Source organism: Vibrio ostreicida (assembly GCF_013074385.2).
Taxonomy (GTDB): domain Bacteria; phylum Pseudomonadota; class Gammaproteobacteria; order Enterobacterales; family Vibrionaceae; genus Vibrio; species Vibrio ostreicida.
In genome coordinates this window covers 36,186-56,973 of record NZ_JABEYA020000001.1, presented here as the reverse complement: position 1 = coordinate 56,973, position 20,788 = coordinate 36,186, and the positions used below count along the sequence as shown (strand labels likewise).

Sequence of the window (20,788 nt, the reverse complement as noted above, 5' to 3'; positions counted from 1 at the left end):
ACTAAAGTAACTCCATTTGACCCGAATGACTCTGTTTCGGTTCAATCGGATTCCCATCGATTAGGTTATCCATATCTTGCAGCAATTCTTGACTAGGGCACGAGTAAAAAATGCCATGTTTGCTTCCTCCATCCATGCCACGCAAGAACAAATAATATACGCCTCCAAAGTGGCGCGGATAGTCATAGTCAGGCAAACGACTCCCTAAAAAGCGATGCAGAGCCAGCGCATAGATCTGGTACTGAAGATCATAACGATGTTCAGCCATCGCCGCTTTCAGGGCATCACTATGATAGTCGTTGACCGAATCCCCTAAATAGTTAGATTTCCAATCAAGGATATAGTATTTGCCCTGATGCTCAAATACGAGATCAATGAAGCCTTTTAACATGCCCTGAACAGGCAGAAAACCTAAATCCCCCGCTTGCGCCGATAAGATGTCATGCCTCTGAATAACTCGATTGAGTGAAGGAGCCGATAACACTTTAATCGGTAAAAGAAATTCCATTTCGACCAAACGTTGCGACGATTGAATTTGGTTGAGCTTTAACGCCTTATCATCCAAAGGCGTTGCCAACACCGTATCAATGAGCTGTTGTAAAACAGGCAACCATTGGGGATCTAACGACTCCGCTTCCATTAAACGAACAATAATATCAACATTTCCCTCACTAGTCGCAAGTTGGGTAAAGTCCAATTCTTCGAACAGTGTGTGGAGAAAGGTGCCGGCCCGAGGGCCTTTAGGAAAAGTAAAAATGCTTTTCTCTGAGACGGGTAAAACGGGCTCTTGTTGCTCGTTCGACGAATCCATATCCATCGAGAGGATATCGCTGGATACAATATCAGCAGAGTGACTCCCCCCCTGTTTGACTAGCCCAGAATAACTGGTCAAACGCCAATTTCTGTCAATTTCACGAGTAAGAACCTTTGCTTTAAGCACTTGAGGTTCTTCCGTCTCAGGGGTAAAAACCTTAGCACAGGGTTCGGGTAACCCTGTTAGTGAAACACAAGCCATCGCCTGAGCCTGTTTTTCCACCGCCAGAGAGAGCGCGGCGATACTGCCTGGTTGGCCGTCCTGAAGCAGATACCCAAACGCGCTATGGTGAACGCCTGTAGGCTCCTTAGTTGAACGACCATCTCTAATAGGAGCAATCCCCACAAAACAACCAAACACTGAGCGGGTAAGCGCCACGTAAATCAAACGTAAATCTTCCGCTAAACGCTCTTTATCAGCCTGTATCAGAGCGTTCTTTTGAGCGGTAATATCGAGGATGGTTTGCTCACGCTCGCTGTCGTAATATTTGGCTTCATTGGCCTGACGATAACTGAACACAAACGGTAGAAAAACCAGATCATACTCAAGACCTTTAGACTTATGTATTGTCACAATCTGAACGAGATTTCTTTCCGATTCAAGGCGTTGAATTTGTTCATCGCTGGCACCCAATCCGCTATCCGCATCACTGATCCTCTGGGACAACCAACGTAACAAACCATGGTCACTGTCCAGTTCTTGACTGGCTTGTTGAAGTAATTCTCCAAGATGCATCAAGTCGGTGAGCGTTCGTTCCCCATTGTCTTCCTCCAACAAACGTTCGGCAATATGGCGCTTACTCATGACACTGCGTAACATGGGTAATACGCCGCGGGTTGACCATAAACATCGATATTCCTTGAATTCAGCAATGACGTTTTCCCAATCATTCTCATCGTTGTTAAGTTTGTCGAGTGTAAGGGTATCCAGTGCAAATAACTCAGAGGCCAAACTGGCCCGCAAGGCTCGATCATTTTCAGGTATCAGTACTGCCTGTAACAACCGTTGCAAGTCCTGAGCAACAGAGGAAATAAAGACGCTATCCCGATTCGACAAATACACGCTGGCTATGCCTTGTGCTGCTAAGGCCTGTTTGATCATTCGACCTTCACTGCCTGTCCGAACCAGCACCGCAATGTCACCCGCTAGAACCGGCTTGGCCTGATCCTTTTTATGAAAAAAAGCTTCCTTGTTTTGCGCGAGTGACAACACATTATGGATTTGATCGGCACAGGCCTGCGCCATTGCCTGAAGATAATCCCCTTTGGCAAGGGGTTTTTCTTCTGTATCTTGTAACCAGTAAGTCAGAGCAGGTTGCCTTTTACCTGCGAGTGTCCAAAAATATTGCTCTGCGTTGGGACTAGGATTAACGGGCACAAATGGAATATCTTTCTCGTAAATAAACGGACGTGTTGTCGCGGTAAAAATCTGATTCACAGCCGCCACCATATCGGCACTTGAACGCCAGTTAGTTCCTAGCGTGAAATGCGATGAGACCTGATTTCGAGCCTTAATATAGGTAAAAATATCGGCCCCTCGAAAGCCATAAATCGCCTGTTTAGGATCCCCTATCATAAACAGCCCACAATCAGTATCAGGTAAATAGATACGACTAAAAATTCGGTACTGGGTAGGATCTGTATCCTGAAATTCATCGATCATCGCCACTGGATACAGGTTGCGTATCCGAGCCGTCAGTTGACCATTGTCATCCTTGTCTATCGCAGTACCAAGCTGTGTCAGCAAATCATCAAACGACAACCACTGTTTTTGATATTTTTCTTTTTCTAGCATTTGTCGGCACTGATCAATCGCGTGCGCCAACAACGGAGCCTTCAAACTAATAGGTTGGGTAATAAAGTCTTCTATCGCTGTAAACGTCGGGTGCAGGGGAGGCTGTCCTTTTGGTGTTTTATCGACCAACACATTTTGAGCAAATTTTTCCAGTTTATCCGGATAGTCGTATTCAGTCGTCTCTGTTTCGGCCCACGCAGTGACGGCTCCTAACCACTCAGGTAAAGACTTTTTCGTGTAACTACGCTTATTAATATCAGAGTCACTAATCAGGTCAAAATACTCCGTTTGTCCTTCCCGCCACGTCGCTTTTAAGGCATCTATTAATGTGAGATTTTTCGCGTGCAGATCCCTTAACTCTCCGTGCATTGCAGCCACCGTTAATTCTAAAGGCGGGCCGGACAAATAAGCGCTTATCTCATTGAATAAAGCGGTCGGTGAGCTCCAGATCCGACGTACTTCTCCCGCCAGTTCAACAGACAGCGGGTAAAAGTTCCGTCTCCAATAATCCTCTACTATCTGAGCTTTAAGGTGGCTTTCATCCGTGATAAATTCATTATTAAAACGACTACCTGATTCAAACGCATTTTGGGTCAGCATCCGTTGGCAAAAGCCGTGAATTGTATAGACGGCCGCTTCATCCATTTGCCGCTCGGCCTGCAATAAAATCGCTGACGCCTGTTGGTGATCAGAGATTTGTTCAAGCAAAGGCGCAATAACAGGATCATCGCTTTTCTGACGATTAAAGGCTAAGCGCGCATCATGAATACGTGCCCGAATTCGATCTCTTAATTCCGCGGTCGCCGCTTCCGTAAAGGTCACTACCAAAATTTGGTCTACCGTCAAAGGTTGTCGGTGCTGGCTGCCATCATCTCCATGGCCGAGTAATAACCTTAGGTACAGACCCGCGATAGTAAACGTTTTTCCTGTCCCAGCCGATGCCTCTATCAAACGCGCCCCATGGAGTGGGAACGTCATAGTATTAAGCAATGTCACCGTAGAAACGGATGTCATAAACTTGTCGCCTCTGATGCCTGTCGTTCGGACCGTTCAGTGATCCTGTCATTGTAACGATATCTCTTATTCATGTTGGCCCCATATAAGCACTCTGCTCTCTTGCCGTCAGACACATCGGATCTCTAATCGCTCTTTTTCTCAACCGCATCCCGTATTAACAATCTCGGGGGCTGCATTACCAGTACGGACAAGGCTCTGACATCAGTGGCAAGTGATTCTGTCCATACTGGCCAGATACGCGAGATATAAGAGTTTGCCCCTTCTCCTTTAAAGACGTAGCCATCATTAAAGGTATCGGCCATTTTTTTGAACGATTTTTGTTCATCATCAACCCATCCCCCTCGGCTGAACCCCGCTTCAACACACGCTAAGGCAGTGTTAGGGAAGTAAGGTAAAGGTGAGGTCATCCCATGATAAAAAAAACCAACCAACTCAGAGAGTGAAGAATGCGCCAACTTAGCGTCATTCATCGCAGGGAAGCTCAAATGCACGACGCCTTGTTTACGGTCATAACCAACAACATGGGTGGGTTTCACATACCCCATTGCCGCGATAGAGAGGTGATCAATCCAAGCAGAGAGATAGTCCTGTGAACGGACTTTTCCACTGCGAAAACGCACCAATCCAGAATGGTAATTGTGAGTTAACCAACCAGTCAGTTGCACTGGTCTCCCTTGACCTAATACATCAAAGGTCAGTTTGATTTCAACATCATCTTCAGCGTTGCCACATAACAACGATAACTGCTCAACCAACTCTTCGGTTTGCACTCGATTTATTTCAAACTCAATCTCTCCCATCGCGCCTACAGGCAATTTTCCTTGCGCCCTTAAATCCGAGATAAACCTTTCAATGGCCACCTGCGAACCCTTTCCCCCGTTTAACTTATGTTCAAGTAAGGTTTCCAGTAGCTGGTCCCTCATTTGATAACTTTCCAGACCATTTAAAACAAAAGGTTCATTGTCCTGCATCACCGACAATGGTGGCTCAAAACGCACTTTTAGGCGACGATTAAAGAAATACTCGACGGGAAGACGCCAGAATCGTTGCAGTTCGATTAAGTCAAGATCAAGTGGAAACGTTGCCTCGTTCAGAAAGTCCGTTAGTGGTCGGTTAAACTGCCCACTCAATTGACCTTGTCGGTTTGCAGCTGGCAACCACTCTTTGGCATAACTTGTATGGCGTTCGCCAAAAGAACTTGGACTAAAGGGAACCATGGCGTGGTGAAAGCGAATACTCGCTAGCAACCGTCGCCCCGAATCATCAACCGGATTATCTTGATCACCCTGTAAACAATAATTCTGCTGACAATACTCCATCAGTTCCGATACCAATACCGACGGCACCCGTGTTGTATTGTCCAAGATTGAACGTCCGACATAACTAATATATAAGGTATGCTGCGCCGACAATAACGCCTCAAGAAACAGGTAACGGTCGTCGTCACGACGCGAACGATCACCTGGCTTGGTTCGAGTATTCATCAAATCAAAACTTTCTGGGGGCATTGATCTTGGATAGACACCTTCATTCATGCCTAGCAGACAAACACTTCGAAACGGAATAGAGCGCATTGGCATCAAGGTACAAAAGTTCACTTGTCCTGCAAGAAAGCGCTGGCTGACTCGAGTGCCCGATAACTTGGTATCAAAATACTGATAAACGATAGTCGGCGTTAATTCCTGTGTGTAATCTGCGTCATTCAATTGTTGCTTCAGCGTCGACAATGTCTCCCTAATTGACTTCAGTGCCGCTTCACCTTCTAAATCAACCTTAAAGAAATCATCCAGTGATAACGTCAGCGCCTCACGCCAATGATCAATCGATTGAGAACGTGAAAACTGATCGCGGTAATGGCTAACGGTGTCGATAAAGTGAGCCAGTTTACCGGCCAACTCAGCGCCCATGCCTTGAACTTCATTGTATGGCGACAACAAACCGTCTTCCGTTTGAAGAGGTCCGATGGCATCTGGCATCGCATAACCAAGCAACATTCTTTGAATACCAAATTGCCAAGTATTTTGAGCTGTCTTAGGCAAATCAAATTCGTGACCTGTGTTCGTATTGAGTCCCCAACGAATACCCGATTCCTCGACCCATTGTTTCGCCAAAATGAATTCGTCCTCATCTAACTCAAAACGCGATAAGATGGCGGGGATCTCCAGTAATTCCAATAGCTCTGATGCAAGACAACGAGTCTTAGGCAAACCAAGAATTTGCATAAAGGCATGGAGAATAGGACTCTCTAGATCAGCGGTGCGATCAGAAATCGAATACGGAATAAATCGTTCACCTGGTGCATTACCAAACACCGCCTGAATCGCGGGGCTGTAGGCGTTAATATCGGCCACCATCACAATAATATCTCGTGGCTTCAAACTGGGTTCTTGTTCAAACATCGCCAACAATTGATCGTGTAGCACTTCCACTTCACGCATTGGGCTGTGGCAAGCATGTAAGGTCAATGAGCTGTCATCTGTTGAAATGGTTGGCTTATGATGACTGTGATCCAGCACCGTATCCTTTTGATGCTGCTCAAGATTGAGGATGTCGGCTTGCAAATGTTTCAACAACGAGGTTCGATTGATGTCAACAAAAGCCTCTATCTCATGAGATTCTAATTGAGACAAGAGCAACATATTGTCTCGACCCAATTTTCCCATCGAGGCCAGTAAACTGTTCCCCACAAATTCTGTGTGCGTCTCATCATTGGTATTCTGCTCAAGGTTACCTTTAAGTTGATGAGAGTCGCCAACTGACTCAGAATGGTCCTTTTTCCAAATTAAGCGTTGGCGGTGTTTGGCGGCCAGTCGTGCAAGAAATTTTCGGTCGCGGACATCACCCCAGTAATAACGACAGGGGTTAGTAAACATCAAATGCACATCAATATGTTCGCCTATCGCTTTTAACGCGTCCATGTAACGCGGGGGCAAAGAGGTAATACCAAACACAAACAAACGCTTGGGGAATTGTTCACATTGAGTTGAGTGACTTTCGAGCGTTTCAATAAAGTGTTGATAAAGGTTGGCTCTGTGATAGGGCGATTGACCCAAGGCGACGGTATGTTTATACAATTCTCGCCACAAAATGGGTTGCCACGGATGATCGCCCTCAAGTTCTTTGACTTCTAAGCCCGCTTCCCATTGGGCAATCCATTCTGGCCGATAGACTAAGTAACCATCAAAGATATCGGCGATTTTTTCCGCCAATTGATACAATTTGCTTTGGTCTTCATCGTCCACCAAATACCGTTTCAATGGCTCAAATTCTGTCTGACCGAGCAACCCCGGTAAGATGAACATAAATTTCCAAGTCATGGCTTCCTTGTTAAAGGCACTGCGCTGCGGTACCTCCGCCAATACTTGGGTAAACATATTCCAGATAAACGTCGCTGGGAGAGGAAATTCCAAATTTGCTGCCACACCAAACTCTTTGGCTAATTCCATTTTTAGCCATTGAGACATACCGGGACTTTGAACCAGTATTTGTTCCTGTTCAAACGGGTTTTCCAACGGATGTAACCGGATCAATTCAACGAGCAAAGACTTAAGCACGTCCACTTGATTGGAATGGTAGACAGTAAACAAAATATCCCCACACTATTGTTGCCATAACTGACGTGAGATTAGCATAAGTAGAGCACTTCACTGAGTATTATCAGGGGCTAAGCTCATCAAAAGGCTATCCATTACGCATTATCACCTTATGAGGCTGATAAAAAATGAAATAACGCCATGCTACATACCCAATAACCAGTGTTGCAACGATCAGTTCAAAACTGGCCAAACCCTCAATTTGGTTAACGTAATACGCATTTATACCAAGGTTATCCATCCAGTCCGCAAGCTTGAATAAGGCCGTCGCTCCAATCGCCATAGGAAATGTAAAGGCAGCATAACCCGGACTAAACGGGAGCCTCAATAACCTAAAAAATGCTAAATAAATGATGGCGGTCATCAGTAGACCAACACCAAATAAAAGGCTAATGATAACAGGTGAAGGTTGTGTGGACACCGTTAAATATCCGGCCAATGACAGGCTTGCAGGCGCAGCCATAATTGCCAATGTCGGTTTGGCCGCATCTGGGATTTGATGGGTAAAGATAAATCGATAGATCATCACGGGTAACATCACGGCGTAAGCCAACATACCGAAAATAAGAACTCCGTTTGCGATCAGACTCAAATAAGGATTACCTGAGAAAGACACGTCTGCCACAATTATTCCGACGGGCGGAACAAACCAACTTGGTACCATATGATGCAACTCAAAAGCCTGAGCTCGGTGGTAAATAAAACTGACAAGAAAAACAATGTGCAAAACCACTGCCGCCAACCATAGGCTATCACCTGCGATGGGAGAGAGTTCACCTAGGGCTTTGGATACAACCATGGTCGCCATGGCAAAGGTCGGCACCACACTGCCCACGACAGGGTGGGCTAGATCTTGCTTGAGCAGGTGACGATGACATAAAAACTTCACCGCCAATACCATCAGAAGCACACCAGCAATCATCGCTCCCGCTACCTGACCATAGCCTTGCATGGGCACGAAATTTTCCCAACACCAACCCAAGCTAGCAATTCCTAGTGCTAACCCCGCCATGGGTGTCGGCGCGCCCATCACTTTTGTTTTTGTTGCCTTAATCATCATTACACCCCCAGTTTGTCTACCCCTCAATATTACGCTTGCTTATTGTTCCAATATATCTAATTATTTATAACATTCGTTCAAAATAACTTAACATTAATTTATGGCCGCCAATATCTCTCTCAAACAACTGAAGGTTTTTATTACTATCACGCAGCATGATACGCTGACCGCCGCATCAGAGGCGCTCTTCCTTTCAAAAGCGGCCGTCAGTATGGCGTTAGCAGAGTTAGAAAAACAGATTGGGCACTCGCTGTTTGATCGAGTCAATAATCGGCTCATCCTTAACCAAGAAGGGCGAAAATTACTCCCACTTTCAGATGAATTGCTTCATAGAGTTCAAGATATCGAACTCTTGTTTAACGGTGATAAAACCTTGAGTGGTCTATTAAAAATAGGAGCAAGTGACACAATAGGGAATCAAGTTGGCCCCTATTTACTGCGAGATTTCCGTCATACCACAGGCCATAAATCACAAACTCTGTTTATTTCTAACTCGGCCCTCATCTGTGAAAAACTGGTTGATTATGAGTTGGATATTGCGCTCATTGAGGGGAAAACCATGCACCCACAGCTCCTTTCTCACCCATTTAGCGAAGATGAAATGTGCATCATTTGTTCCCCTTGTTCTAACTTTGTTGATTTACCTTCGGTCTCAATTGGCGAGCTGGAAAAGAGCGAATGGATACTGCGCGAGCCCGGCTCAGGATCAAGAGAGTTTTTTTTGAGAGTTGTTGCGCCTCGCCTTGAGCATTGGCAAGAAGCATTTCAGCTCAATACAACCGAAGCGCTAATCAACAGTGTCGCTGCCGGTCTGGGGCTAGGCTGTCTATCTCGCCTTTCTGCCGAGCCCGCCATTCGTGACGGCCGAGTGATCCCTTTGACCTTGCCTCTGGATATGAGAAGACGCTTCTGGTTATTAGTTCATAAGGAGAAATACCAAAACCCATTGCTCAAGTCTTTTATTCAATTCTGTCAACATTGGACACCCAAGGTATGAACCCCACTTATCTAAACGGTATGATGAATACCTGATGCTGTCAGTCACCACAAAATAACCGTTACGCTGGCGTGTCATGAGACACCCAGTGTCACATGCCTTTGTTGTCCGACAATCTGGACTTTTTTAAAAAAGTCCTGTATAAAAAGACAGTAATGAATCCAATTAATTTTTGAGTTAGAGGACCAACCATGGCTGTAATAGTCAAGTACGTGGTAGAACGTAACGGAGAAGAAAAAATGACTTTTACCTCTAAAGGGGAAGCTGATGCCTATGACAAAATGCTTGATATGGCTGATGAACTTTTTGAGCTGCTGGGTAAAAGTGAATTACTTGAAAACGAAAGCAAGCAAGAAGACTTAGCGATGTTTTTGGCACAAAACAAAGAAGAAGTGCTTTATGCACTAGGGGCAAAACGCAAACCCACGCCTAAAAAGCCCAAAATCGAAGCGGTAGAAGAGTCAGCGGATGTATCAGAGCAAGGAGACGCCGCTTAACCCCCATGCTTAGCTCGCTGTAAACCTCTTGCAAACCTCGGCAATCGCTGGGGTTTTTGTTTAGAGGGACGCTTTGATAACTATGCACAACTTACTATACTCTCAATGTTGATCGAGTATGATCTTCCTCTTCTTTAGTCTCATTAACGAACCTCTATGAAATATGTTGTTGAAGTCTGTATCGATAATTTGGAATCGCTTCATTTTGCTCTCACAGGAGGTGCTGATCGAATTGAATTATGTTCCTCATTGACATTGGGGGGACTCACCCCCAGTTTTGGCTTTATGAAACAAGCCGCCGCTCTCTCTTCTGTCCCTATTTATGCGATGATACGCCCCCGTCAAGGCGATTTTTTATACAACCCGAAAGAGATTGAGTGCATGCTTATTGATATAGAAGCCGCCGCATTAGCAGGCTTGCAGGGCGTCGTCATTGGCGTGTTAACTGAACAAGGAAATATCGACACCCACCTAGCGGCCAAACTTGTCAAGAAAGCAACGGCGCACCATCTTGGTGTGACTTTCCATCGTGCCATTGATCAATGTTCTGATTATACCAAAGCAATAGAAGACGTTGCCAAACTGGGTTGCGAACGTATTCTAACATCGGGAACTCGCCGCAATGTTGATGATGGAGTTAAGGTACTGCAACATATGGTGGAACTGGCCAAAGGGCGCTTTACTGTAATGGCTGGAGCGGGCCTTACCGCAGAAAATGCCAAAAACATCGTCCAAACAACAGGAATAAAAGAAGTCCATCTATCTGGGAAATCATCCCGCCCCAGCAAAATGAAAACCATCCATTCACTCAGTAAAATGGGCGACCAAGCGCTCGATGATTTTGTTATACCTATCACCAGTTCCGACAATATTGCAAAGGTCGTAAAAGCTCTCAGTTCTTAACGGAAACACTCTCTTACTAAGCAAACTGATGCTAACCTATTGTTAAAGGAGCATATTATGGACGCAGAAAAGTTAAGTAAGAAGTTCTATGAAAAAGAACTGAAACGTTTACAGATAGAACTGGTAAAGTTGCAGGAGTGGGTCAAACAAGAAGGGCTCAAAGTTGTCGTTATCTTTGAAGGAAGGGATGCTGCGGGTAAAGGTGGTGTAATCAAACGCATTACTGAAAAACTCAATCCTCGTATCTGCCGTATTTCCGCATTACCTGCCCCAACAGAAAAAGAAAAAACACAATGGTATTTTCAACGCTATGTGGCTCACCTTCCTGCTGCGGGGGAAATCGTATTGTTTGATCGCAGTTGGTACAACAGAGCTGGAGTTGAAAAAGTCATGGGGTTTTGCTCTCAAGGTCAGTACGATGAATTTCTACGATCTTGTCCCGAATTTGAGTGCATGTTGCAACGTTCTGGAATTATCTTACTAAAATATTGGTTTTCTGTCTCCGATGAGGAGCAAGAGAAACGTTTCCTTGAGCGCATCCAGACGCCAATCAAGCGCTGGAAGTTTAGTCCTATCGATCTGGAATCTCGCCACCGCTGGGCTGAATACTCAGCAGCAAAAGACAAAATGTTTGCATACACAGACACCAAACAATGTCCTTGGTGGGTGGTTCCGTCCGACGACAAAAAACGAGCTCGACTCAATTGTATTGATCATTTACTTAATCAAATTGAATACCAAGACATCACCTATCCTGATATCGACTTGCCACACCTCAACAAGGAAGGGTACACTCGCGCTCCTTTAAACGAACAAACGTTTGTTCCCCAAAAATACTGAGTCGTTGCCTACAAACCTCAATGTAGAACATCATTGATGCGCTTTTTTAACGTAGCGCATCATCAATGCTTTGTTCCCCGAGGTGTCGTACATCCTTACCTTTTACGAAATAGATAATGTACTCACAAATATTTTGGCAGCGGTCTCCAACGCGTTCAATGGCTCGCGCCGACCACATAACTTGCAATATATGCGGGATATTTTTCGGGTCTTCTATCATGTAAGTCATTAGCTGGCGAATCACAGCTTCATACTCAGCATCAATTTTATCATCCAACTTGTGAACTTTAGCTGCAGAGTCGACATCCATACGCGCAAAAGCATCCAAGACCTGATGCAACATATCTATTGCCTGTCGGCATAAAGGCTCAAGAGAGACTTGAAACAGATGTTCATCAGAAGAAGGACTTTCAATCGCTACATAGGCCATCTTAGTCGCAACATCGCCGATGCGTTCCAAATCAGTAATCGTTTTAATGATCGCCATGATGAGACGCAAATCTTTTGCCGTCGGTTGTCGTTTAGCAATAATACGGGTACAAGCTTCATCGATGGACACCTCCATCGTATTGACTTTATGATCGTCGCGAACAACTTTGCGCGCCAGTTCGATGTCTTCCTTGTGTAACGCCTGCATTGCAAAAGACAATTGTTGCTCGACCAAGCCTCCCATCGTCAACACATGAGTTCGAATTGACTCTAATTCGACATTAAACTGCCCTGAAATATGGCGACCAAAATTCATGAATTCTTTTTGACTCCGTGATTAACCATATCGACCTGTAATGTAGTCTTCGGTTTGCTTTTTGCGTGGAGAAGTGAAGATAGCGTCTGTATCAGAGTATTCTATCAATCTCCCCATATGGATGAAAGCCGTATGATCGCTCACCCGTGCCGCCTGCTGCATGTTATGTGTGACAATAACTACAGTATATTTCGTTTTTAGATCATTGATCAGTTCTTCAATGGTTAAAGTGGATATCGGGTCTAATGCTGATGTCGGCTCATCTAACAAAAGAACTTCAGGTTCAATCGCTATTGCGCGCGCGATGACCAACCTTTGCTGTTGCCCTCCTGACAAGCCGAACGCATTTTCATGCAGACGATCTTTGACTTCTTCCCACAAAGCCGCCGCCCGAAGCGAGCGCTCTACCGAATCGTCGAGCATACGGCTGTTACGAATACCTTGCAAACGTAACCCGTACACCACGTTTTCATAGATCGACTTGGGAAAGGGATTTGGGCGCTGAAAAACCATACCGACTCGCCGACGCAGTGTCGCCACATCAACGTTAGGGTGATAAATATTCTTAGTATGCAGCCTGACCTTGCCCTCAACACGACACCCTTCGACCAAATCATTCATACGATTGATACAGCGAAGAAGCGTCGATTTTCCGCAGCCCGAGGGGCCAATAAATGCCGTCACCTGCCCTTTCGGGATCCGCATCGAAATATCGCTCAACGCCTGCGTATGCTTGTAATACAGATTCAATTGCTCTATCGCAATAGCGGTTTGTTCATCGCTGAGATTATTGACATCTAACGGGGCTGGATAGCCCAATGTCTGATTAACTGAAAACATCTTTTAATCCTGCCCCAGAGTTCGATATTTTTCTCGCAAATTATTGCGAATACAGATGGCCATCAAGTTAAGTCCAACAATGACAGTCACCAACAAAAACGAAGTGGCGTAAACCAAAGGCCGAGCACTTTCTATGTTGGTCGTCTGAAACCCCACGTCATAGATATAAAAACCTAAATGCATAAATTTTCTGTCTAGATGCAAAAATGGAAACTGACTATCGACAGGTAAACTAGAAGCCAGTTTTACGGCCCCCACCAACATTAATGGCGCCACTTCACCAGCAGCACGCGCAACCGCAAGAATAAGACCAGTGATGATGGCTGGACTTGCCATGGGTAACACAATTCGCCACATGGTCTCAAATTGTGTCGCGCCTAAAGCAAGCGAACCGTGGCGTACTGCGCTGGGAATTCGGGTCAATCCCTCCTCTGTCGCGACAATAACAACAGGTAGGGTAAGTACCGCTAACGTCAATGCCGACCACAACAAACCTGGTGTGCCAAACGTCGGAGCGGGCAATTTTTCAGTATAGAACAGTGAATCTATGGACCCGCCGAGTGTATAAACAAAAAAGCCTAAACCAAACACACCATAAACGATGGATGGAACACCTGCCAAGTTAATCACAGCCACGCGGATAAGGCGTGTAAAGGTATTGTTGCTCGCATATTCATGAAGATAAACAGCCGCCATTACCCCTAAGGGCATCACAATGATAGACATAATAATCACAAGTAAAACCGTGCCAAACATAGCAGGGAAAACGCCACCTTCCGAGTTAGATTCGCGAGGTTCGTCAACTAAGAACTTCCAGGCTTGAGAAGCCCATTGTCCTAGTTTTTCATGCAACGACATTTGATTGGGGTACCAGACATCTAGCATGTCACTCAAAGGGATCGAATATTGATTGCCTTGCATGTCAATAACGCGAAGTCCCTGCTGCTCTAGCGCCAAGCGAAGTGAATCTAACTTGGCTTCCATCTCCCTGAGCTGTTGAGACAATATTTGTGACTGTGTCTGATAACGCTGAACAAAACTGTGTTCAAGCGTACCATTTAATGATCGTTTTTTATGCTCTAGGTTTAATCTATCCGCTTGCGAGCTGATCACTCTAATTTGTTTTTCTATCAAATGATCAATTTTTTCTCTTTGGTCGTCCGCAAACACGATTGCTCTCTTAACTCGCTCTTCCAGAGTTTCATCAGAGAGCATGTCGTGTTTCCCCAATTGGGAAAAATAGTACCCTTGGGGTTTTCCATAGAAATCACCGCCGCGAGTACGCTCGATGACTGCCCAGCCTAGCGGCTGTGTCCGTTTCAGTAAATCGCTGTCAAGTATCGAAATAAAATCTGTTGGGTAAATATCTCGATTGGCTATTTTGATCGTCAGTCGTTGCACCGAATCCTTTTGATTTAGGGCCTTGGGTAATTCAACATCTCGTTCTTTTAAATGCTTCGTTGGAATTAGCTCTTCGGCATACAACTGACCAATAAGGCGATCACCTTGTTGAGTCTCCCACTGATACAATGGTGCTGGCCAGAAATAAGAAAGTCCTTTCCAGCCAATCAGTAGTAGCAAACCCAGTACTGACAACAAGCTGATACTAACCGCACCACCTGTTAACCATACCCAAGGCGAACCTGATTTAAACCACGTATACACTACGATTGTTTCCTAATTCCACATGATTAAAGCGCACGATATTTTTCTCTTAGTCTCTGGCGCACCCACTCCGCTAAAGAATTTACTGCAAACGTAAACACTAACAGAATCAAAGCCGCCAAAAACAACACTCGATAGTGAGCGCTTCCAACCTCCGATTCCGGCATCTCTACCGCGATGGTAGCAGAGAGGGTTCGCATACCCTCTAATATATTCCAGTCCATAATTGGCGTATTTCCTGTGGCCATCAGCACAATCATCGTTTCTCCAACTGCACGCCCCAACCCCATCATGATGGCGGAAAAAACGCCGGGACTGGCTGTCAGTAACACCACATAAATCAAGGTTTGCCAAGGCGTGGCCCCTAACGCAAGCGAGCCGTCTGACAAATGTTTGGGCACCGAAAAGATCGCATCTTCTGCAATCGTAAAAATCGTCGGGATCACAGCAAACCCCATAGCAAAGCCGACAACGAGAGCATTCCGTTGATCGAAACCAATACCATGCTCCGCAAGAAAAGCGCGTACATCCCCCTCAAACAACCCCTGCTCTAAGGCGGCACTTTGTCCAAGAACAAGAAACGTTATCAGTGCCAGCGCTGGCATTAAAATGACGGCATGCCAACCATTGGGCAACTGATTGATCCATAGTCGAGGCAATTTGTTCCAAATCATCCCTATCATGATGATCGACACAGGAAAGAGCAGCACAAGCGCGGCCACCGAAGCGAGGTTGCGCTCAACAATCGGCGCCAACCACAATCCAGCGAGGAAACCAATAATCACGGTCGGAAAGGCTTCCATCAACTCAATAGAGGGCTTAACCACCCTGCGCAGAGAGGGCGTCATAAAATACGAGGTATAAATAGCACCTAAAACAGCAATTGGAATAGCAAACATCATGGCAAATGCTGCAGCCTTAAGCGTACCAAATGCGATCGGTATCAGGCTGAATTTCACTTCAGATTCATCATTGGCTGAGGTCGTTTGCCAAACATAGTCAGGGGCAGGATAACTTTCATACCAGACTTTCTGCCAGAGCGATGATAAGGATATCTCAGGAAAAGGATTGTCAACCGACGCGACACTGAGTTGGTTACCCGATAAAGTCAGCAAGTAGCGTTCATTACTCGACATCGCTGCCAACTCAGGTGCTTTTTCATAGGTCCGGCTGAATATCACCAACTTTTCGCTGGTCGTATAATGATTTTGTACCGTGCCATTGGTAAAAAAACTATAAAAGCCCTTGCGATATGTATCTGGTAGCAAAAATTCCAATTGAGAAGCCAGTCCAAAACTCCGGATGTGAGTCAAGTAACGCCTTTCATCGGTTAAAACATCAAACCATTGCGTCACCATTCCATCTTGATGGCTGACTAATACTGATAGGGCACCTGACAATAATTTCACATCCGTCACTGCGTGTTGATTCTGCCCTTGACTCAGATCGACCACTTCTCGAACTAAAAAATGATTGCGCTCACGTATCGCAATCACCAGCTGTGATCCCGAGCGTAAGTAAAGTGTTTCACCATTGGGGGCAAGAATAAGCTGATCAAGGTTGGGAAAAGACTGGGGGAAGTCAAAGCGATACTCAATACCCCTTCCATCTTGCCAACGAACACGAACTTTTTGGTCTTCGTAGTAACCGACTAGCGTGACACCTTGTGACACTGAGAACACGAAAGATTTCAGTAAAGTCTGACTTGGTAGGCTTAAATTCAACCCATCAGGATAAACATCGATGCTAGGCGAAAACACTCGTAAATCATGTTGTACAACGCTGTTCATTTGTGGCCGAAACAGCTTAACTTCACCCATTTTGGAGGCAAATCCATACCAACCCTGTGCAGGGCTTCCGGCCGTAAACAATGCAGGCGCCTCCACAATACCCACTGACTGACTGGATGGTGATTTGCCCTCTGACAGTGGCCAAAATTCGACCTGACCTTTTTGCGAAATAACATAAGCATATTGGCCAAAGTCATCAATGCCTAAAGCAATCGGTTTCTTAGTTGTGATCGACTGCTGAGCAACATTAGGTGTGAGTGTTGCGTCAGAGAATAGAGGTAAAACCATCATGGCTAGGTAAACGAAAATCAAGACTAAGGCGGCCAAGACACCCACTCCACCAGTCGAAACTGCAAGTCGTATTAAACGGTCTTTAATTAGTCGCTTTCGATCACGTTCTCGCAATGAAAATTCGGCTTTAGCCATCACACCCACTTACCTAGATTTGTCCACAAGTATAATATGTCGTTTAGGTGACAATTATATTACAGATCGCAATAAACAACTGAAAATAATGCAATAAGAAGGGGACATAAAAATGTCATTAAAACCCCTTAACTTCTATTTTACCTCCATTTTTTCAGTCTAATTTTGGTTAACAACGTCAGTAAAGGTCCGGTGATGAGTACAGAAAAGCTGTATATTGAAAAGGAATTAAGTTGGTTGTCTTTCAATGAGAGAGTGCTTCAAGAAGCGGCTGACAAAACGGTTCCCTTGATTGAACGAATTCGATTTTTGGGGATTTTCTCCAACAATCTGGATGAATTTTACAAAGTTCGCTTTTCTGACGTCAAACGCAGAATCTTGATCAATCAAGAACGTGGCATCAACGACAACTCAAAACACCTCCTCACCAAGATGCAAACCAAGGCGATGCGTCTGAATGAGCGCTTCGACGAGCTTTACGCCGAGCTGATTCGAGATATGGCACGCCGTCGTATCTTTCTGGTTAACGAAACTCAGCTCAATGAATCTCAGCAAAAGTGGGTCAAAAAGTACTTTAGCACTCAGGTTTTACCTCATATTACGCCACTATTAATGCGGGATGACATTGATGTGCTTCAGTTCTTGAAAGATGAGTACGCCTACATCGCGGTCGAATTGCGTAAAGAAGACCATAAGCAATATGCTTTGATAGAAATTCCGACCGACCACCTACCTCGTTTTGTGATGGTCCCTGAGCAAAAAGGGAAACGACGTAAGACGATCATCTTACTCGACAACATCATTCGCTATTGCCTCAATGAATTATTCCGCGGTTTCTTTGACTATGACGATTTGCAAGGTTTTGCGATGAAAATGACCCGTGATGCCGAATATGACCTCAGTCATGAAGTTGAGCACAGTTTACTGGAACAAATGTCAGAAGGCGTCAGCCAGCGCTTGACAGCGATGCCCGTCCGATTTGTTTATGAACGGGAAATGCCTCAGGGAATGCTCGATTTTCTTTGTCATAAGTTGCAGATTTCTAACTATGATAGCTTGATACCTGGCGGGCGATACCATAACTTCAAAGACTTTATTGGCTTTCCAAATGTTGGCCGAGACTACCTTGAGAATAAACCACTTCCGCCAATGAAGTGTGCCGATTTCGATGGCTACGCCAATAAGTTTGACGCAATCAAAAATCAAGATATCTTGCTGTACTACCCCTACCACAGCTTCGAGCATATTTCTGAACTCGTTCGCCAAGCCTCATTTGATCCAAAAGTTCTCAGTATAAAAATCAATATTTATAGGGTGGCGAAAGACTCACGATTGATGAATTCATTGATCGATGCCGTACACAACGGCAAACAAGTCACCGTCGTTGTGGAACTTCAGGCCCGATTCGACGAAGAAGCCAACATAGAATGGTCCAAAGTACTTACCGAAGCGGGTGTTCAAGTGGTATTTGGCGCCTCAGGGTTGAAAATACATTCAAAATTGCTGCTCATTAGCCGTAGAGAAGCAGGAGAGATCATCCGTTACGCACACGTTGGCACCGGAAACTTCCATGAGAAAACAGCTCGAATCTACACCGATTTTTCTTTGTTAACGGCTGATCCAGAAATCACCAATGAGGTGCGTAATGTCTTCGTTTATATCGAAAACCCTTATCGTCCAGTGAAATTTGATCACTTAATCGTTGCTCCTAGAAACTCTCGTAAACAGCTATATCGCTTAATAGACAATGAGATAGCCAACGCCAAAATAGGCAAAAAAGCCGCTATTACCCTTAAAGTCAATAATCTGGTGGATAAAGGTTTGATCAACAAACTGTATGGGGCGAGCGCATCTGGGGTTGAGATCAGAATGATTATTCGTGGGATGTGCTCTTTGGTGCCTGGCGTTCAGGGAGTCAGTAGTCATATAAAAATAATCAGTATCGTCGATCGTTTTCTTGAGCACCCCAGAGTATTAATTACCCATAATGACGGCGATCCCCAAGTCTACATTTCTTCGGCTGACTGGATGACACGCAATATAGATTACCGCATTGAAGTCACAGTGCCAGTGCGTGACGAACGTCTCAAGAGGAGAATTATTGACATTATCAACATCCACTTTACCGATACTGTCAAAGCCCGTTGGATTGACAAAGAGATGAGTAATACTTATGTTCCCCGTGGAAATCGTAAAAAGGTTCGCTCACAACTGGCCATTTATGACTATCTTAAAAATGTAGAGAAAAATACAAAAAAATTAAAAGAACAAGCCATTAATTATGACCCAATCACCAGAAATTCGTGACATTGCCGCGATTGATCTCGGTTCCAACAGCTTCCATATGGTCGTCGCTCGTGTTGTAGACCAAGATTTGCAATTGGTCAGCCGACACAAGCAGCGAGTTCGTCTTGCTGCTGGTTTGGATGCCCAGAAAAACCTCGACAATGCATCCATCGAAAGAGGGCTGGAATGCCTTGCCATGTTCGCAGAGCGATTACAGGGCTTCGACTTACATAATGTTCGTATCGCCGCCACACACACATTACGTCAAGCCAATAATGCTCACATATTCCTCCACCGAGCCAAAGAGATTTTACCTTTCCCGATTGAAATTATTCCCGGAGTTGAAGAAGCTCGCCTGATTTATATGGGTGTCGCTCATACGCAACCTGAATCATACTCTAGGCTTGTTATAGACATTGGGGGTGGCAGCACTGAAATGGTGATTGGCAAGCGCTTTGACCCAGAATTGATCAACAGCAAACAAATGGGCTGTGTCAGTTATACTCAGCAGTACTTTGTTAAGGGTAAGTTGTCGAATAAAAACTTCGCAAAAGCCATGCTTGCAGCAGAACAAAGATTGGAGTCGATAGCCTACCGCTATCGAAAAAAAGGGTGGGATGTCGCCTTTGGTTCTTCAGGCACCATTAAAGCGATCCGCGATGTACTGATAGGGATGGGTTTTGAAGACGGAATCATCAATGCAAGTCGACTCGACAAGCTCATCGATAAGCTATGCGAATGGTCTTCCATTGAGGAAATACAGCTCGACGGCTTAACCTCAGAACGGCAACCTGTTTTCGCAGCTGGTGTCGCTATACTTGCGGCCATTTTCAAAGACTTAAAAATATCACAGTTGCATTTTTCAGAGGGCGCGCTGCGAGAAGGCCTATTATTTGAGATGGAAGACAGCTTCAAACGTGCTGATATTCGGATGCGCACAACGGAAAATCTTGCCAACAAGCATCAGGTTAATTTAGACCATGCTGAAAAAATAAAAATTCAGGCGACCGCCTTTCTCCAACAAACTCATCAGCACTTAGGGATTAAAAAAAGCTCTGAGCTATTCGATCTTCTTCAATGGAGCGCTCTGTTGCATGAAGTCGGGCTCAGTATTAGTTTGCAGGCTTTTCATCGTCACTCAGCATATATTCTACGCTACACCTATATGCCTGGATTTAACCGTGAACAGCAAACCGTGCTTGCTATGCTGGTGCGCTTTCAAAGAAAAGCCCTCAAACTCAAAGAAATGGAAGAGTTTACCTTATTCCGCAAAAAACACATTGTGGGCCTCATCCGCATTTTACGACTGGCTATCTTACTGCACGGTCAGCGAAACGACGAGCCTCTGCCATTATTGACCCTATCGATAGTGGATGACGAATGGACGCTCTCCCCCGATGATAAAGAGTGGTTACAGCACAATAAACTGCTTCATGCCGACCTACTAACAGAGCAAGAATATTGGCACAGTGCGGGTTGGACACTACATTTTTGAATACGTTATGGACAGGGAAGTTCGCT

General features: G+C 45.0%; 13 protein-coding genes. 6 read left to right on the top strand and 7 right to left on the bottom strand.

The features are described 5' to 3' along the window. Window position 1: 1 nt before the first annotated feature. The 3 genes from recB to HLM86_RS00220 all read right to left on the bottom strand — a co-directional run bounded on the left by recB (window position 2) and on the right by HLM86_RS00220 (window position 8,275). Window positions 2-3,622, bottom strand: coding sequence for an exodeoxyribonuclease V subunit beta (recB, locus tag HLM86_RS00230; protein WP_170882211.1), 3,621 nt, complete (start codon window positions 3,620-3,622; stop codon window positions 2-4). Window positions 3,623-3,747: 125 nt separating this feature from the next. After that, window positions 3,748-7,212: an exodeoxyribonuclease V subunit gamma gene (gene recC / locus HLM86_RS00225; RefSeq protein WP_076585826.1), complete on the bottom strand. Its 3,465-nt coding sequence runs from the start codon at window positions 7,210-7,212 to the stop codon at window positions 3,748-3,750. A gap of 94 nt (window positions 7,213-7,306) precedes the next feature. Beyond that, on the bottom strand, window positions 7,307-8,275 hold the full coding sequence (locus HLM86_RS00220; protein WP_170882212.1) for a TDT family transporter: 969 nt from the start codon (window positions 8,273-8,275) through the stop codon (window positions 7,307-7,309). A gap of 103 nt (window positions 8,276-8,378) precedes the next feature. On the opposite strand from HLM86_RS00220, the gene HLM86_RS00215 reads away from it, so the two are divergent. The 4 genes from HLM86_RS00215 to ppk2 all read left to right on the top strand — a co-directional run bounded on the left by HLM86_RS00215 (window position 8,379) and on the right by ppk2 (window position 11,515). Then, on the top strand, window positions 8,379-9,275 hold the full coding sequence (locus tag HLM86_RS00215) for a LysR substrate-binding domain-containing protein (protein WP_076585828.1): 897 nt from the start codon (window positions 8,379-8,381) through the stop codon (window positions 9,273-9,275). Between the two features lie 191 nt (window positions 9,276-9,466). Next, window positions 9,467-9,772, top strand: coding sequence for a YebG family protein (locus tag HLM86_RS00210; protein ID WP_076585830.1), 306 nt, complete (start codon window positions 9,467-9,469; stop codon window positions 9,770-9,772). A gap of 156 nt (window positions 9,773-9,928) precedes the next feature. Then, a complete protein-coding gene (locus HLM86_RS00205; RefSeq protein ID WP_076585832.1) occupies window positions 9,929-10,675 on the top strand; it encodes a copper homeostasis protein CutC in 747 nt (248 codons plus the stop codon). A gap of 57 nt (window positions 10,676-10,732) precedes the next feature. After that, window positions 10,733-11,515 (top strand): polyphosphate kinase 2, encoded by a 783-nt coding sequence (ppk2, locus tag HLM86_RS00200; RefSeq protein ID WP_076585834.1) that lies wholly within the window; start codon window positions 10,733-10,735, stop codon window positions 11,513-11,515. A gap of 46 nt (window positions 11,516-11,561) precedes the next feature. Here the strand turns inward: ppk2 and phoU are convergent, their stop codons facing one another. From phoU to HLM86_RS00180, 4 genes are read right to left on the bottom strand one after another with little or no spacing between them, the layout of a single operon-like run. Beyond that, the gene (gene phoU, locus HLM86_RS00195) at window positions 11,562-12,260 is read right to left on the bottom strand and encodes a phosphate signaling complex protein PhoU (RefSeq protein WP_076585836.1); all 699 of its coding nucleotides are present in this window, start codon (window positions 12,258-12,260) and stop codon (window positions 11,562-11,564) included. Between the two features lie 21 nt (window positions 12,261-12,281). Beyond that, window positions 12,282-13,100, bottom strand: a complete 819-nt coding sequence (gene pstB, locus HLM86_RS00190) for a phosphate ABC transporter ATP-binding protein PstB (protein ID WP_076585838.1) — start codon at window positions 13,098-13,100, stop codon at window positions 12,282-12,284. 3 nt (window positions 13,101-13,103) lie between these two features. Further along, the gene (gene pstA / locus HLM86_RS00185; RefSeq protein ID WP_076585840.1) at window positions 13,104-14,765 is read right to left on the bottom strand and encodes a phosphate ABC transporter permease PstA; all 1,662 of its coding nucleotides are present in this window, start codon (window positions 14,763-14,765) and stop codon (window positions 13,104-13,106) included. 26 nt (window positions 14,766-14,791) lie between these two features. Continuing rightward, window positions 14,792-16,981, bottom strand: a complete 2,190-nt coding sequence (locus tag HLM86_RS00180; protein WP_170882213.1) for an ABC transporter permease subunit — start codon at window positions 16,979-16,981, stop codon at window positions 14,792-14,794. 195 nt (window positions 16,982-17,176) lie between these two features. On the opposite strand from HLM86_RS00180, the gene ppk1 reads away from it, so the two are divergent. Both ppk1 and ppx read left to right on the top strand, forming a co-directional pair. Beyond that, window positions 17,177-19,288 carry a polyphosphate kinase 1 gene (gene ppk1 / locus HLM86_RS00175; protein ID WP_076585844.1) on the top strand — a complete coding sequence of 704 codons (2,112 nt, stop codon included), beginning with the start codon at window positions 17,177-17,179 and terminating at the stop codon, window positions 19,286-19,288. Next, window positions 19,263-20,762 carry an exopolyphosphatase gene (gene ppx, locus HLM86_RS00170; RefSeq protein ID WP_076585846.1) on the top strand — a complete coding sequence of 500 codons (1,500 nt, stop codon included), beginning with the start codon at window positions 19,263-19,265 and terminating at the stop codon, window positions 20,760-20,762. The genes ppk1 and ppx overlap by 26 nt, the downstream gene beginning before the upstream one ends. Window positions 20,763-20,788 lie beyond the last annotated feature (26 nt).